The sequence below is a fragment of the Variovorax sp. Root318D1 genome, from assembly GCF_001424835.1.
In the GTDB taxonomy this organism is placed as follows: domain Bacteria; phylum Pseudomonadota; class Gammaproteobacteria; order Burkholderiales; family Burkholderiaceae_C; genus Variovorax.
The window spans coordinates 301495-316002 of the sequence record NZ_LMCQ01000024.1 but is presented as its reverse complement, the minus strand read 5'-3'; the positions used below and the strand labels follow the sequence as shown (position 1 = coordinate 316002).

General features: G+C 64.4%; 13 protein-coding genes. 10 read left to right on the top strand and 3 right to left on the bottom strand.

Translation table 11 applies throughout. The annotated features are described in order from the left end of the window. Positions 1-2: 2 nt before the first annotated feature. The gene (locus tag ASC78_RS24360; protein ID WP_055807904.1) at positions 3-467 is read right to left on the bottom strand and encodes a DUF3717 domain-containing protein; all 465 of its coding nucleotides are present in this window, start codon (positions 465-467) and stop codon (positions 3-5) included. Between the two features lie 481 nt (positions 468-948). Between ASC78_RS24360 and ASC78_RS24355 the strand changes: the two genes are divergently transcribed. From ASC78_RS24355 to ASC78_RS24345, 3 genes are all read left to right on the top strand, one after another. Beyond that, a complete protein-coding gene (locus ASC78_RS24355) occupies positions 949-1695 on the top strand; it encodes a TerC family protein (protein ID WP_055807562.1) in 747 nt (248 codons plus the stop codon). A gap of 79 nt (positions 1696-1774) precedes the next feature. After that, a complete protein-coding gene (locus ASC78_RS24350; protein ID WP_055807559.1) occupies positions 1775-2239 on the top strand; it encodes a hypothetical protein in 465 nt (154 codons plus the stop codon). 86 nt (positions 2240-2325) lie between these two features. Then, positions 2326-2679 (top strand): phage holin family protein, encoded by a 354-nt coding sequence (locus ASC78_RS24345; protein WP_055807556.1) that lies wholly within the window; start codon positions 2326-2328, stop codon positions 2677-2679. 24 nt (positions 2680-2703) lie between these two features. On the opposite strand, the gene ASC78_RS24340 is transcribed toward ASC78_RS24345, so the two are convergent. After that, on the bottom strand, positions 2704-4269 hold the full coding sequence (locus ASC78_RS24340) for a M48 family metalloprotease (protein WP_055807552.1): 1566 nt from the start codon (positions 4267-4269) through the stop codon (positions 2704-2706). 54 nt (positions 4270-4323) lie between these two features. Here ASC78_RS24340 and moaC point away from each other — a divergent pair, with 54 nt between their 5' ends. Then, on the top strand, positions 4324-4806 hold the full coding sequence (gene moaC, locus ASC78_RS24335; protein WP_028258305.1) for a cyclic pyranopterin monophosphate synthase MoaC: 483 nt from the start codon (positions 4324-4326) through the stop codon (positions 4804-4806). A gap of 17 nt (positions 4807-4823) precedes the next feature. Here the strand turns inward: moaC and ASC78_RS24330 are convergent, their stop codons facing one another. Next, complete coding sequence (locus tag ASC78_RS24330; protein ID WP_055807549.1) at positions 4824-6566, bottom strand: PglL family O-oligosaccharyltransferase; 1743 nt, start codon at positions 6564-6566, stop codon at positions 4824-4826. A gap of 127 nt (positions 6567-6693) precedes the next feature. Here ASC78_RS24330 and pilV point away from each other — a divergent pair, with 127 nt between their 5' ends. From pilV to ASC78_RS24300, 6 genes are read left to right on the top strand one after another with little or no spacing between them, the layout of a single operon-like run. Beyond that, complete coding sequence (gene pilV / locus ASC78_RS24325; RefSeq protein ID WP_082517645.1) at positions 6694-7278, top strand: type IV pilus modification protein PilV; 585 nt, start codon at positions 6694-6696, stop codon at positions 7276-7278. After that, positions 7278-8309, top strand: coding sequence for a PilW family protein (locus tag ASC78_RS24320; protein WP_055807899.1), 1032 nt, complete (start codon positions 7278-7280; stop codon positions 8307-8309). The genes pilV and ASC78_RS24320 overlap by 1 nt, the downstream gene beginning before the upstream one ends. Then, positions 8306-8929, top strand: a complete 624-nt coding sequence (locus ASC78_RS24315) for a pilus assembly PilX family protein (RefSeq protein ID WP_055807544.1) — start codon at positions 8306-8308, stop codon at positions 8927-8929. Before ASC78_RS24320 ends, ASC78_RS24315 begins: the two co-directional genes overlap by 4 nt. A 13-nt stretch (positions 8930-8942) precedes the next feature. Continuing rightward, positions 8943-13340: a pilus assembly protein gene (locus ASC78_RS24310; RefSeq protein WP_082517644.1), complete on the top strand. Its 4398-nt coding sequence runs from the start codon at positions 8943-8945 to the stop codon at positions 13338-13340. Then, positions 13337-13801 carry a type IV pilin protein gene (locus ASC78_RS24305; RefSeq protein WP_055807541.1) on the top strand — a complete coding sequence of 155 codons (465 nt, stop codon included), beginning with the start codon at positions 13337-13339 and terminating at the stop codon, positions 13799-13801. Before ASC78_RS24310 ends, ASC78_RS24305 begins: the two co-directional genes overlap by 4 nt. Next, on the top strand, positions 13798-14373 hold the full coding sequence (locus ASC78_RS24300) for a GspH/FimT family pseudopilin (RefSeq protein ID WP_055807536.1): 576 nt from the start codon (positions 13798-13800) through the stop codon (positions 14371-14373). The genes ASC78_RS24305 and ASC78_RS24300 overlap by 4 nt, the downstream gene beginning before the upstream one ends. Positions 14374-14508 lie beyond the last annotated feature (135 nt).

Below are 14508 nucleotides of genomic sequence, written 5' to 3'. Positions count from 1 at the left end.
CCTCAGGGCGTGTCGTCGGGCCCGAGGGGCTCGGCCGGGTCGTCAGGCCATTGCGCCGGCTCGGCCTCGCGGGCGCGCTCGGCGTACTTGTTGAAGCGCCAGGCCGTGTCTTCCATGGTGATGCGGCGCCAGGTCACGCGCTTTTCGACCGGCGACATGGCGGGCCAATGCTGCACTTCGTCGAAGGTGCGGCCGCAACCCTTGCACTCGTCGTCCCCCTGGCTGGTGGAACAGATCGCGATGCAGGGGGTGTCGGGCGTGCTGTGGTACCAATCGAGCCAGGCCGCCCAGGCATCAGACGGAAAACCGAACTCGTCGACCTCGTCTTCGTGGTGGAACACCATGAGCGCGTAGACCTCGGCGAGCGCGCGAAGTTGTGGCGCCAAGGTGACACCGTCGGGCGAGGGACTCTTCTCGCGCCAATGGTTGATGGCGGCCTCGATGTCGATGATGTGAATGGCGGCCATGAAGAGTGCAAAACAGCGAGCGGCGATCATAGTCCGGCAATGCCCCGCGACCGTCGAAGGTTATATGCGCTACAAAATTCATAGCCTCGTGCCTTGTTTCACCCAGCTTTTCAAGGCATTGCTTTTGGCGGACCGGAAATTTCAGGTTGCCAGAACACCGGCCAGGATGCTCTAATTCGCCCCACGAAGGGGAGTAGCTCCCAACTGCCGCACAACGGCGGGAATCGACTGGTCGTCAATACGAAGCACAACACTTCCGGCCTGTCGGGCAACACGTGCCCCTTGGGTACGCGCTGTCGAGCAAGACCTTCGATTTGAACCTGCGCAGGTTTGGTCGAAGCGTTCCAGAATCCCCGGTCATTCGCCCGGTCTTCGCCATCGCTTCGACATTCCTGCACGGGATGGATCGAAATGCAACGCATGCGCCGGACTGCTGCCATCCAGCCAGGATGGACGGGCCGCGCGAAGACAAGAGGAACCTATGGAACAGTTCATGACCCCGGAATTCTGGGTCGCGGTCGGTCAGATCATCATGATCGACATCCTGCTCGGCGGAGACAACGCCGTCGTCATTGCCCTGGCCTGCCGCAAGCTTCCGCCTGCGCAACGCACCAAGGGCATCCTGTGGGGCACGGCCGGCGCCATCGTGTTGCGTGTCGTGCTGATCTTCTTCGCGCTCACGCTCCTGGCCATTCCGTTCCTCAAGCTGGTGGGGGCCGCACTGCTGGTGTGGATCGGCATCAAGCTGCTGGCGCCCGACCATGACGACGCGCACGGCAACATCCAGAGCAGCGACAAGCTGTGGGCCGCCGTCAAGACCGTGATCGTGGCCGACCTGGTGATGAGCGTGGACAACGTGATCGCCATTGCAGGTGCCGCTCAGGGCGCCGGCCAGGCCCACCAAATGCCGCTGGTGATCTTCGGCCTGCTGGTGAGCATCCCGATCATCGTCTGGGGCAGCCAGCTGGTCATCAAGCTGATGGACCGTTTCCCGATCATCATCACGCTCGGCGGCATGCTGCTGGGCTGGATCGCCGGCACGATGGCTGTGTCCGATCCCGCGCTGTCGAACACCGCCGCCTGGACATGGGTGCCGAAGGTGCCGCAGTCCGACATGGTCAGGTATGCAGCCGGCATCGCCGGTGCGCTGCTGGTGCTGGTCATCGGCAAGTGGGTGGCAGTGCGCCAGGCGCGCCAAAAGCCCGCCGAGGCCGTCACGTCGAGCTGAACGCCGGCAAGCGCCGGCAAAAAATGCCCTTCCCCTATCGGCCAGTCTCTGCCACTCTAGCTACCTGAAGGAGCGCACCGTGGAAACGATCATTCTCTATGTCGACGACGCCGGCTATGCCTGCGAGCAGTTCGCCGAACTGACGCCCGACGCCAACAGCGTCGTGGCGCGCCATTGGGTGCTCGTGGCCTGCGCACCGCGCATGACTCACCGCATCAGCAAATGGGTGAGCCACAGCGCGCGAGAGAACTGGCGCGCCAAGTGGTTCAGCAAGGTCCAGGCGCAGCTGCTGCCGGTGCTCGAACGCAATGGCGGACAGGTGACGCCGGTGCTTGCCAAGGGCCCGCTGGCCGATCTCACGCAGCAGCTGAAGCGAGAGCATGCGGCCACCCACGTGGTCGATGCCCGCCGCCCCAAGATCGGTGTCGACCTGGAACCGGTCTCGCTGGACCAGACCCCCCCGCGTCAATCGGGCTGGGCCTTTCCTGGCGCCGTGATGGGCATGGGCGCGCTGCTGGTGCTCGCGAACGAACTGGCCGAATAACACATCCCGCTTCACGACGAGCCCCGGTGCGGCAACGCGCCGGGGCTCTCGTCTTTTTGGCGGGCCGGTGGGGTATCCTGCGGCGCATGCGCATCATCCTCAAATGGCTGCTCAGCGCCGTCGCGCTGCTGGCGGTGGCCTATCTCTACAACGGTGTCCAGGTCAACAGCTTCGGCTCCGCGCTGATTGCCGCAGCGGTCATCGGCTTGCTCAACATGGTCGTCAGGCCGGTGCTGGTGGTGCTCACGCTGCCGGTCACCATCGTCACGCTGGGGCTGTTCCTGTTCGTGATCAACGCGCTGCTGTTCTGGGCCGCATCGGGCCTGCTCGCGGGCTTTCAGGTCAGCGGCTTCGTGGCCGCGCTGATCGGCTCGCTGATCTATTCGCTGCTGGGTTTGGTGATCGAAGCCGCGCTGGGCGGGCTTCTTTCCAAGGCCTGAACGGCCGCGCGTCCTTTCTTTTTTCTACCTGAGCGGCGGCTCTTCGGCCTGCCGCTTCACCAATACCTCGACGTCGCGCGCGCGGGTGTCGATGATCGACGCCTCGTAGTGGTCGATGGGCGCGCCCGGCTTGCGCATCAGTTCCTGCGCGGCCTTGAACCGGTCCCGCGCAGCGGGGTAGTCGAGGATGGCCACGTTCGCTTCGGCGTCGGCACGCACTGCGCGCAGCGTGTCGTTCTGCGCGCCATACAAGTTGGCCAGCGCCCGCCAGGCGGTGGCGTCGCGCGGATGGGTGGCGACCCAGTCGCGCAGCACCGGCACCATTGGCGCGGGTTGCCGCGTGGCCACGGCCGCGTCGGCGGCCAGCAGCATCTCGGGCCGTTCCTTGGACTTCACATCGAGCAAGGCGGCGGCCTTGGCAGCGCCGCCGCCCGCAAGTTCGATCTCGGCATTGAGCCAGCGCGCAAGCCTGGCGGCCGATGGATCTTCCGCGGTGCGCGCCGTCAGCCGTTCGGCCATTGCGCGCGCCGCCTTGAAATCGCGCAGATCCTTGGCCGACAGCGCCGCCGCGTAAAGCGTGCCGGCCTGCTGCGCCGGGCTGCTCCTGGCAAACTCGCCGCTGGAAGCCGCATCGACCCAGAGCCGCAGCACATCGACCCCCGGCCGCGTGAGCACGCGCGCACGCGCCGCAATCATGGCGTGGTCCATGGCCAGCGGCATGGGTGGTGCCGCGTCGAAACGGAACTGGAACCGGCCCTGCATGTCGGAAATGCGCTCGGACGTGAGCGGATGGCTGCGCAGATAGGGGTAGGAGCCGTTGTCGTTGAGGCGCGAGGCGTACTGCAGCTTTTCGAACATGGCGGCCGCGCCCTGCGGCGCAAAGCCGGCCTGCGTCATCACGCCGAAGCCGACGCGGTCGGCCTCGCGCTCCATGTCGCGCGAGAAGCTCAGCTGGTTCTGCATGAAGAGCGCCTGGCTGCCCATGATCACGGCTTGGCCGGCATCGGCGTTGCGGCTCTTGCTGGCCGCGATCATGCCGAGGATCAGGCCGGCCAGCATCCACGGCATCTGCTTGCCCTGCCGGCTCATGATGCGCGAGATGTGGCGCTGCGTGACGTGCGACAGCTCGTGGCCGAGCACCGTTGCCAGTTCGTCGCGGCTGCCCACAGTAGCTATCAGGCCCATGTTCAGGCCCAGATAGCCGCCCGGCAGAGCAAAGGCGTTGACGTTGCGGTCTCGCCCGAGCAGGACGGTCCAGGCAAAGCGCTCGTCCAGTTCGGGCGTGAGTTCGCCACGCTGGCGAGCGGCGGCCAAGAGGCGCTGCCAGATCTCCTGCACATAGGCGGCAATGACGGGGTCGTCGATGTAGTCTGTGTCGCGATAGAGCTCGCGCGCAATCTGGTCGCCCAGGTTGCGCTCGGCGCTGGCGGTCATTTCGCCGCCGTCGCCCAGGCCCGGCAATGCCTGCAACTGTGCGCGGGCGGGCACCGGCAGCAAGATCTGGGACGCTATGAGAACCGTAGCGCACAGGGCCCGCAACGCGGGCATGGCAGAACTTTTTTTAGGGGCAGAAAGAGTCAAGCGCGGCATTCCTCGTCCATGGCTCGGGCTCGTATGATGCATCCACACACCGATCGTTCACACATGAGTTCCCTCACCCATTTTGACGCGCAGGGCCAGGCCCACATGGTCGACGTTGCGGCCAAGCCCGCCACCCACCGCGTGGCCGTGGCCACCGGCCGCATCGAGATGCAGCCTGCGACGCTGGCCCTGATCGAATCCGGAACCGCAAAGAAGGGCGACGTGCTCGGCATCGCCCGCATCGCGGGCATCCAGGCGGCCAAGAAAACCAGCGACCTCATACCGCTGTGCCACCCGCTGGCCCTCACGCGCGTGGCACTGGCCTTTGCGCTGGCCGAAGAAGGCAATGCGCCGCAAGTGGTCTGCACCGCGACGGTCGAGACCGTGGGACCCACCGGCGTCGAGATGGAAGCCCTGACCGCCGTTCAGGTGGCCCTGCTCACCATCTACGACATGTGCAAGGCCGTGGACCGCGGGATGCGGATCACCGACGTGCACGTGCTGGAGAAGCACGGCGGCAAGTCCGGGAGCTACGTGGCGGGCTGAAGCAAGGCGAAGCCAGGCTAAGGCATGTCGGCTTCGACGGACTGGCCGTTCAGCCAGCGCTCGTAGGCCTCCGGAAAGGCAATGCGGAAGCGCTCCGCCTGGTCTCGGGCTTCCTGGCGCTGCCCCATCAGTTCGGCGCTCTCGATCAGCTTGACGATCACGCGCGGCTCGGGCGAAAAATGCAGCGTGCGCTCGGCCAGCGAATGCAGTGCTGCCGCGTTGGCGGGGGTCACCGCCGTGAGCGTCAGTTCCGCAAAACCCACTTGCCTGGCGAAAAGCCACGATGACTTGGCCTTGGTCAGCGTGTTTTCTTCATAGGACGGCAAGCGCTCATCGCGCGTCAGGTAGACCTGGCTGATGCGGATGTAGTCCCAGGTGGCATAGCCGACCGCCCCCATCAGCACGCCCGCAGCAGCCAGAGGCAAGATGGGCGCCTCGCCCCATCGGCCCTTGCCGCGTTGACGCAGCGACGATGACTCCTGGCGCCTGGCTGGCCACAGCATTCCCAGGCAAAGCCCGAACGCCAGCTGGAAGGGCCCATACCAGAGCGGATATTCGAGCAGGCTGTGCAGCACGATCGCGCCCAGCACGCCCCACGCCATGAGCCGCGCCGGGTCGCGCTCCCACCAGGGCCTTGCGGCCAGCACCATCCAGGCGAAACCGCCGCAGATCAGCACCGACACCGGTATGCCCAGTTCCACGGCAAGGTGCAGCGGCAGGTTGTGCGCGTTGTCCAGGATCTCGGGAAACCGCGGCCCGTCGTACAGCGTGCTGTAGTGCGCGAAGCTCAGCTCGCCCCAGCCCCACCCCGCGAGCGGGTGCTGCGCAATCAGCGTCAGCACGTTGCGCCACAGGATGAGCCGCGTGTGGTCGCCCGGTGCGCCCTCCTGCAGGCGCCGCATCATGCCTTCGACCTCGCCCGCCGCAAGTTGCGGCAGCAACCACGCGATCGCGAAATAGATGGGAATCATCGCCAGCAGCAGCCACGGCGGCGGCAGGCTGAAGCGAACATCGCCCGGCGCGCTTTCGGCCACGCCGCGGCGCTCGCGCCACGCAATCAATGCAGACACGCCCACGATAGACAGCAACTGAAGCAAGCCCGTGCGCGAGGTGGACGCCGCCGCGGCCACCAGCAACAGCAAGGCCGCCGCCACCAGCCAGCGCCGCACGCGCACCGACGGCTGCGTGGCGTGAATCCATAGCGCCGCCACCAGCGCCATGCTGATCAGCGTGGCGAACTGGTTGCGCTGGCGCAAGTTTCCGTAGGCCTGCCCCAGCGCCGGCGTGGTGGTCCAAGGCACCAGCGGCTCGGCCAGCCCGTAGTACTGGAGCAGGCCCAGCACCGCACTGACCAGCCCGGCCACCAGGATGCCCACACCCAGCGCCGCCGAAGCCGAAGGCCCGCCGCGTGCCATGCCGGCTCCCACGCACGCCGCAGCCCCCATCGCGCCCAGCACCACCACGGCCGGCAGCCACGAAGCAGCGGCTGCGGCGTGCGAGGCCGAGAAGAAAGAAGAAAGCACGATCGCCGCCATTCCCGCCGCCAGCCAAGCCCAGACCACCCGTGCCGGCGCGCCCGGTGGGATGGCCAGAAGCAGCGCCGCAACGCACACCCAGGTGGCGAACAGCTGCCAGGCCTGGACCGAGGGGCCTGCAACGAGCGGACAGAGGAAAGGGAACGCCACCAGCCCGGCGCGCACCGCGCCAATGGTTTTCGATGGAAGGACGGCCGCCTCGAGGGGCGCTGTACGGGACGTCATGCGTCGATTGTGCCGACCGCGGGCCGACGAATGGCTGCGGGTGAGAGACGAGCGGTAGGCCCGGATGGCCAAGCAAAACTTACCATCCAACGGTCACATTTAGACACGTTTGCAAAGTATTGTGCCGATGAAAACGCTCCTTGTTACTCGCCGCGCGCGCCACACCGGCTTCAGCCTCATCGAAGTGCTGATCGCCATCGTGGTGTTGTCCTTCGGTTTGCTTGGAATGGTAGGCCTGCAGGCGGCCTCGCTCCAAGCAAACCGCGACGCCCGGCTGCAATCCGCCGCGACGGTTCTTGCGCGCGAATTTGCCGAAATGATGCGGGGCAACAAGGCGATCGCGCTTCTTGGCACCGGCAATCCGTACATCGGCGAATTTTCGAGTCCGCTGGCTCCGGAAACGCCGAGCTACTGCTTGACGGTGGGGTCGACTTGCGCGACCGCAGAAGCCACGGCTCAGGCGGAATTGACGGAATGGCTGGCCCGTGTCGATGCCGAGCTTCCTGGCGCCCGCGTCAGCATCTGCCACGACTCGGCCCCCTATGGGACGACAGGCCTTCCGACATGGACCTGCACCAGCGGTGCAACGACCGACGTCGTGGTGGTCAAGATCGGCTGGACGCGCGCGAGCACGCGCCGAGGCGACACAGCCCTCGACCAGGCCAGCGCGCCTTCCGTAGTGCTGCCCGTGACCGCTGGGAGCACGCTGTGATGCGCCGCTCGCAACAGCGCATGCGTGGCTTGACGCTGATCGAGCTGCTGGTGGCAATGGTTATCGGCCTGGTGATCGTCCTGGCTGCCGTTGCCGCCCTCACTGTCGCACGCCGTGGTTTCAACACCGTGGACGCCGCTTCGCAGTTGCGCGACAGCGGCCGTTTTGCAGCCGACCTGATCCAGCGCGTCGGCGCGCAGACGGGCTACCGCGATGTTTTCATTGCGGCCGGGCTGGCCTCGGAAGATGCCACGCGCGAAGCGAACCTCGGGGGCTTCAACAACGCTTTGCTGGACGCAACCAACCCCACCACTGCATCGACCGCGCGCACAGCCAGCGTGGTGGGCTACGGAAGCGACATCCTCATCCTGCGCTATCAGGCTTCGCAGCTCTACTCCAACTCGGAGGACAGCACGAAGGCCGCAGTCGCCGATCAGACCATGATCGATTGCGCGGGCAACACTGTGGCAAGTGTCCCGAATCCCAAGGACGCGGACCCGTCCCAAGTCGCCCAGGCCTACGACCGCCGCATCGTCAGCATCTTCCATGTGGCGATCAGCCAGGGAGAGCCGGCCCTGATGTGCACGTATTCCAGCACCGGCGCAGCGCCCTGGACCACCGTGCCGGTGATTCAAGGCGTGGAAAATTTCCAGGTGCTCTACGGCGTGGACGGCGTCACGGCCAATGCCGCCCCAGCCGCGCCAACAGCTGTGCCGGACGTGCCCGACAGCTACCTGCGGGCCGACCAGATGACGGTGGCTGGTTCCGCCAATAACACCAAGGCCAATTGGCGCCGCGTGCGGAGCATCCGCATTGGCATGGTGCTTCGCAGTGCGCCTGGGTCCAGCCAGGACATGGCTGCGCAAACCTTCTGGCCCTTTGGCGCAGCCAAGGGCTCTGCGACGGGCGAAGCGGGGACTGCATTTGCCAACTCGAACGACATGGGCACCTCGTTCCAACCCACGCCGGACGGGCGGCTGCGCCAGACCGTCTCTTTCACCATCCACCTGCGCAACGACCAGGGCCTATGACACATCCCGCCCACAGCTACTCGACCTCTCCTTTCGCATTGCGCGGACAGGAGCGCGGCGCATCGCTCATCGTCGTGATGCTGATCCTGATCATCGTCTCGATCCTGGGCGTCGGTGGCGCACAGATTGCCATGATGGCCGAGCGGGGTTCGCGAAACGACCGCGACATGCAGCTCGCGTGGCAAGCGGCCGAAGCGGCCCTCATGGATGCGGAGTTCGACATCCACGGTCCAGGTACGGCCAGCCGCAAGGTGCTCTTCACCGACATGCACAACACCAACGACTTCGTTGCCGGATGCGGCTCCTCCGACAACAGCAAGGGCCTGTGCGCGCTGGTGGAAAGCGGCAAGCCGGCCTGGCTGGTGGTGGACTTCACCAGCGACGCGACCGGCGCAAAAACCGTCCCGTTCGGCCTGTTCACCGGCCGCACCTTTGCCGCAGGCCAAACGGGTGTTCAACCTGCCAAGGTGCCGCGCTACATCGTCGAGCCGATCTCCGATCCGCTGAACCGCGACAAGACTTTCGACAAACCGCCCACCTACGTCTACCGGGTGACGGCAATGGGCTTTGGTCCGCGTGACGACATCCAGGCCGTTGCGCAAATCCTTTACCGCGATTGAGGCGGCAGTGCACATGAACAAACACCAAGAATCTCCTCGCCGCACGTTCGCTTCGCAAGTTGCGCGCACATGGGAGCTCGCAACCCGTCCGCGGCTGTGGTCGGCCCGCCAGCGCTCGGTCGCGTGGTTCGCCCTGCCCCTTGCGGCACTCGCGATATCTTTCGTGGTCAACAGCCAGACCTCTGCGCCGGCGTTCAAGGCCATCAGCCTTTCGAGCGACCCTCTCTACGCCACCACGTCCGGTGACAAGCCGACGCTTGCGCTCGCACTGTCTGTCGAGTACCCGACCGTGGGTGCGCAATACACGCCGGGCGGCGCCGACGACAACACCTACAGCAATACGACCGAGTACCTTGGCTACTACGACGCGGAGGCTTGCTACTCCTACAACAACGCCCCCACCGAGACGCCCGCAACCGGCTTCACGGCTGCCGACTACAAGCGCTTCGATCGTGTGGGGCCGGCCACCAGCCGCACTTGCGCAGACGCATATCCCAATGCATTCAGCGGCAACTTCCTGAACTGGGCCGGCAACTCGGCCATCGACATGCTTCGGCTGGCCCTGTCGGGTGGCGACCGCTACATCGACACGACCGACCTGACCATTCTTCAACGCGCGGTCATCCCGAACGGCGACCCCGTGTGCATGTGGAACAGCACCAACTTCCCGGCCAAACAGCTCCTGCGCAGCGGCGGTTCGAGCGGGAAGGCGTTCTGGGGCGCCGTTCCGGCCGCCATGGCCTCGGCCGCGGGCAGCAACGACATCTGGGTAGGCAACACCCTGAACCGCATGTACTTTGGTACGACGAGAGGCGGCGGTTGCGGCGACACGAGCAGCTACGCGCTAGGCACCGTGCCTTCGGGGCCCGCCATCGGGCCCATCGGCAACGGAAAAGATCTGCCGACCGACGCCACACGTTGCGCCGGCGAGGGCGGGACTTGCAGTTTCACAAGCATTAGTGAGGTTTGGTACGGCGCAGCTGGCAAATGGAAGGTGGCTCCCGTCAACATCAGTACGGCATGCACCAACGGCGTGTTCGGCGACCCAATCAAGAACACGGCCAAGGCGTGTTACACGCGACCCTACACCGGCTCATGGACGCCTCCGACCACCGGTGGCGGAGATGGCTTCTTCTACGCCCGCGTGCAGGTTTGCCAAAAGGACAGCGCCGGCAATCTGCTCGACAACCGCGACTACCCCTTCTGTACCAAATACCCAAGCGGCAATTTCAAGCCAGGCGGTGTGGTGCAGAAATACAGCGACCAGTTGCGGCTCGCGGCCTTCGGATATTTGCTCGAACAGACGGCCAGTTACGACGGTGGCCGCTATGGCGGCGTGCTGCGCGCGCCCATGAAATACGTGGGTGCGAAGACCTTCGACATCAACGGCCAGGACAGCACGCCGTCCGGAGGCAATGCCAATGCCGAGTGGGACGCCACCACCGGTGTGTTCAAGGCCAACCCGGACTCCAACACGATGGGCATCAGCGGTGTTGTGAACTACCTCAACAAATTCGGCCGCACCGGCACTCCGGGCAAATACAAGAAGTACGACCCGGTGAGCGAGCTTTACTACGAGTCCTTGCGGTACATGCAAGGCTTGTCGCCGAGCCCGGACGCCATCAGCGGCATCACCGATGCGTTGAAAGACGGCTTCCCCGTCTACACCGACTGGACCAACCTCGACCCCTTTGGCGGCGGACGCTCCAACACCGGCAACTACGCCTGTCTGAAGAACAACATCGTGGTCATCGGCGACGTCAATACGCATGACGGGAGCCGCTTTCCCACCGGCAACGCCGCAGGCAACATTCCCGACCTCGGCGGGTGGACCGGGGTTGTCCAGAACTTCGAAAAAGGATTGGTGCGGGACTACGTCGACGGTGCGGGCACCGGGCGTAAGACTGGCAATCCCAACGCGGCGAACACCAATCCCAAGGGAGACGCCATCATCGGCTACTCGTACTGGGCTCACACACACGACATTCGGGGCACCGGTTGGACCGGCGAGACTGCCAAACAACGCCCGGGCCTGCGCGTCAAGACGTTCATCTTCGACGTCAACGAGTATGGCGACCAGAACAATGTCGCCACCCGGCGCACCCGCAACCAGTTCTTCACGGCCGCCAAATACGGCGGCTTCGAGTCAGACAGCGGCAACCTCGGCAGCAAGCCATTCAACACCTACGGCAACCCCTTCCTGAAGGAAGACGGAACTGCCGACAACGACGTGTGGCAAGACCCGGAGAACCCTGGCGAGGCCGGAACTTACTACCTGCAAAGCAGCGCGCGCGGCGTACTGAGTGCCTTCGACAGCATCTTCAGCCGGGCATCGACCACCGCGCGAAGCATTGCCGGCAGCGCCATAGCGTCGCAAAAGCTCACCGCGGGCAACCAGATCTACCAAGGTTCTTTCGATACTTCCAACTGGTCCGGGGACCTGCAGGCGTTCAACATCAGCGTGGACAGGAACAACAACGTCTCGATCAGTTCGACGGCCGCCTGGAGCGCGAGCGACCGCCTTGCGGCGCTCACCGCCCCGGCAACGTCGCGGAACATCGTGGTGGGCAACTCCGGCGCAACGTCGTCCCCTACCGCCACGGCATTTACCTGGGCGGCCATATCGGATGTCCTGAAAGCCCATCTCAACAAGCCGTCACCTGCCGCCGCGGCCGACACACAAGGCGAAAACCGCTTGAACTATTTGCGCGGCAGTACTGCCAACGACGGCACCACCTTCCGTCGTCGCAACAACAAGCTTCTTGGCGACATCATCAACTCCGGGGTTGCGTATTCCGGCGCGCCACCCACGACCATCAGTTCGGCGAGCTACACAGGCTTTCGTACGGACAACCTGAACCGCACGCCCGCCGTGTTCGTAGGTGCCAACGACGGCATGCTGCATGCCTTCAACGCCGGGACCGGCGACGAACTGTTTGGCTACATCCCGAGTTGGCTGGGGCCAAAGCTGTCGGCGCTCACTTCCACCACGTATGTGTCGGACCACCAGAGCTACGTCGATGCCTCGCCGGCAGTGGCTGAAGCCGAAGTGGGTACGGCCGGCACCAAGGCAGACTGGAGAACGGTGCTCGTTTCGGGCACCGGTGCAGGCGGGCGCGGCGTCTTTGCGCTCGACGTGACCGATCCGGCCGCGTTCGACGCATCGAAGGTGATGTGGGAGTTCACCAACGCAGACGACGCCGACCTGGGCTTTGTCGTGGGCAAGCCTCAGATCCTGAAAATGCGCACCAGCGCGGCCGGCGCAACGGCCACCTACAAGTGGTTTGCCTTGGTTGCCAGTGGCGTCAACAACTACGTGCGAGACAGCGCCGGCTTGTTCAGCTCGACCGGGCGCCCTGCCCTGTTCCTGCTCGACCTGGCCAAGCCCGCAGGCACGGCCTGGACGCTCGGGTCCAACTATTACAAGGTGTCGCTGCCCGTCGACGCGACGCTGGCGCAGACCGTGGCGCCCGGCCTGATCAATTTCTCTGCCGTTCCGGGCCCGCAGCGCGAAGTCACCCAAGTGTTTGCCGGCGATCTGCACGGCAATGTGTGGAAGCTCGACTTCCGCGCGTTTGGTACCTCCAACTGGAACATCGGCAAGCTTTCGGCCTTCAACAAGGGCACAGCCGAAAACCCCGTTCCCTATCCACTTTTCATTGCCAAGACCAGCGCCGACAAGGTTCAGCCGATTTCCATGGCACCAGCCCTGATTGCCGGCCAGCGCGGCAACAGCACCTATGTGGCATTTGGAACCGGCAAGTACCTGGAAGCCGACGACCGCTCATCGACCCTCCAGAACTCCTTCTACGCAGTGCACGACAACGGCTCGACGACGCCGGACGCCAGCCCTGCCGGAGCGAGCGTGATCAGCGGGCGCGGCCGACTGCAGCCAGGGACTGTCGATGCAACTGCGAGGACCGTGGCGATTGCACCTTTTGTGTGGGGCCGCGCGATGTCCGACGTCGACGCAACCCAGCGCTCCGGCTGGTACTTCGACTATTCGACCAGCGGCGAGAAGCAGATCAGCAACGCGCTGCTGAATGGCGAAACCCTGATTTTCGGCAGCCTCATACCTGGCTCAACCAGCGGCGCCAATAGCTGCGGCGTGAGCGGTGGCAGCGGCAACGAATATCGCCTGGACGTCGACTCCGGTGACGGGGATTTCCGAGTGTCCACCGTGGGCATTCTTGGCCAGCCGCTGGTGATCGAGCTTGCGAACTCAGTCGAAACCGTCAGCAACAGCACCGGCCGTCGCACCCGGACCATCACGAGCCAGGTGGTGAAGCAAGGCTCCGGCGGCATCGACACCGCCACCGGCTCGGGCGACAAGACGACCAAGACGATCGTCGCTGGCCGCCTGAGCTGGCGGCAGATCAATAACTATCAAGACTTGAAGAACGCACCATGAAGAACAGGCCACTTATCCAAAGAGGCTTCACCCTCATCGAGCTGATGATCGTGGTCGCGATCGTCGGCATCCTTGCATCAATCGCTTATCCGGCCTACCAAGACTCGCTTCTGAAAGGGCGCCGCGCAGAAGCCAGGACCGCACTGCTGGAGTTGATGCAACAGCAGGAACGCTACATGACGCAGCGAGGCACGTATCTGGAGTTCAGCAATTTAAACGGGGTCACAACCCCCGCTGCCGCTGCAACGACGTTCAAGGTGTTCAGCGGCGACAACGCAGCCACCCCCTCGTACCGACTTTCGGCAACGGAATGCGCCGTTGGCGTGTCATTGCGAGATTGTGTTCGCGTAGACGCCACCCCTGTCCGAACTGATTCTGTGGTGGGCGTGCTCAGCATGACCAGCACGGGCGTCAAAAGCTGCAGCCGCAATCCCTCAAACGCGAAGCTTTGCTGGCCATGAAAAACTCTACTTCGAGCCGGCGTTCCGGTTTCACATTGATCGAGTTGATGGTCACCGTCGCCATCGCGGCAGTTCTGCTCGTTGTGGCCGTGCCGAGTTTCGTGAGCTTTCAGAGAAACTCCGAGCTGACTTCGGCAACCAATTCATTTGTTGCAGCCGTCAATGCAGCGCGAGGCGAGGCAATGAAACGCGGCATGAACGCGATGGTGGTACCAGCCACCGGCATCGATTGGAGTACGGGCTGGACAGTGTTCGTGGACCAAGACCGGAGCGGCGGACTTAATACGGGTGACACCACGGTGGTCCAGCAGCCTGCATTGTCGAGTTATTTCAGCGCTACAGGGCATGGCACTGCGAGCGAAACTCCGGCCTACATCATGTTCGACGCCTCTGGGTACGCAAAAACCAAAACGGCTGGCTTCGGCGCCCTCACGATTACCATCGCGCGCAACGATCTTAGCGATACCGCGAACACCGAGCAGACCCGGCGCGTCGTCATCGCTAAGTCCGGGCGTGCTCGAGCTTGTAAGCCTGCAACAGACAGCACGTGCACGGTGACTGCCGAAGAATAGTTCAGTCGTCGAAGGCTACCCACCTATGTCAGCAGCGGGCAGAACTACTGCCGCGGTCCCAGATAGGTGCCGGCACTTGCCCAATCAGACACATTGGTCCCCAGTACACCCACAGCCTGCCATCAAGCAAGCTGT

What these genes read in the sequence shown, in the direction of transcription:
- ASC78_RS24355 (WP_055807562.1), top strand. Translation starts at nt 949, where the DNA reads ATGGAACAGTTCATGACCCCGGAATTCTGGGTCGCGGTCGGTCAGATC.
- moaC (WP_028258305.1), top strand. Translation starts at nt 4,324, where the DNA reads ATGAGTTCCCTCACCCATTTTGACGCGCAGGGCCAGGCCCACATGGTC.
- ASC78_RS24330 (WP_055807549.1), bottom strand. Translation starts at nt 6,566, where the DNA reads ATGACGTCCCGTACAGCGCCCCTCGAGGCGGCCGTCCTTCCATCGAAA.
- ASC78_RS24315 (WP_055807544.1), top strand. Translation starts at nt 8,306, where the DNA reads ATGACACATCCCGCCCACAGCTACTCGACCTCTCCTTTCGCATTGCGC.
- ASC78_RS24345 (WP_055807556.1), top strand. Translation starts at nt 2,326, where the DNA reads ATGCGCATCATCCTCAAATGGCTGCTCAGCGCCGTCGCGCTGCTGGCG.
- ASC78_RS24320 (WP_055807899.1), top strand. Translation starts at nt 7,278, where the DNA reads ATGCGCCGCTCGCAACAGCGCATGCGTGGCTTGACGCTGATCGAGCTG.
- ASC78_RS24360 (WP_055807904.1), bottom strand. Translation starts at nt 467, where the DNA reads ATGGCCGCCATTCACATCATCGACATCGAGGCCGCCATCAACCATTGG.
- pilV (WP_082517645.1), top strand. Translation starts at nt 6,694, where the DNA reads ATGAAAACGCTCCTTGTTACTCGCCGCGCGCGCCACACCGGCTTCAGC.
- ASC78_RS24300 (WP_055807536.1), top strand. Translation starts at nt 13,798, where the DNA reads ATGAAAAACTCTACTTCGAGCCGGCGTTCCGGTTTCACATTGATCGAG.
- ASC78_RS24310 (WP_082517644.1), top strand. Translation starts at nt 8,943, where the DNA reads ATGAACAAACACCAAGAATCTCCTCGCCGCACGTTCGCTTCGCAAGTT.
- ASC78_RS24340 (WP_055807552.1), bottom strand. Translation starts at nt 4,269, where the DNA reads ATGCCGCGCTTGACTCTTTCTGCCCCTAAAAAAAGTTCTGCCATGCCC.
- ASC78_RS24305 (WP_055807541.1), top strand. Translation starts at nt 13,337, where the DNA reads ATGAAGAACAGGCCACTTATCCAAAGAGGCTTCACCCTCATCGAGCTG.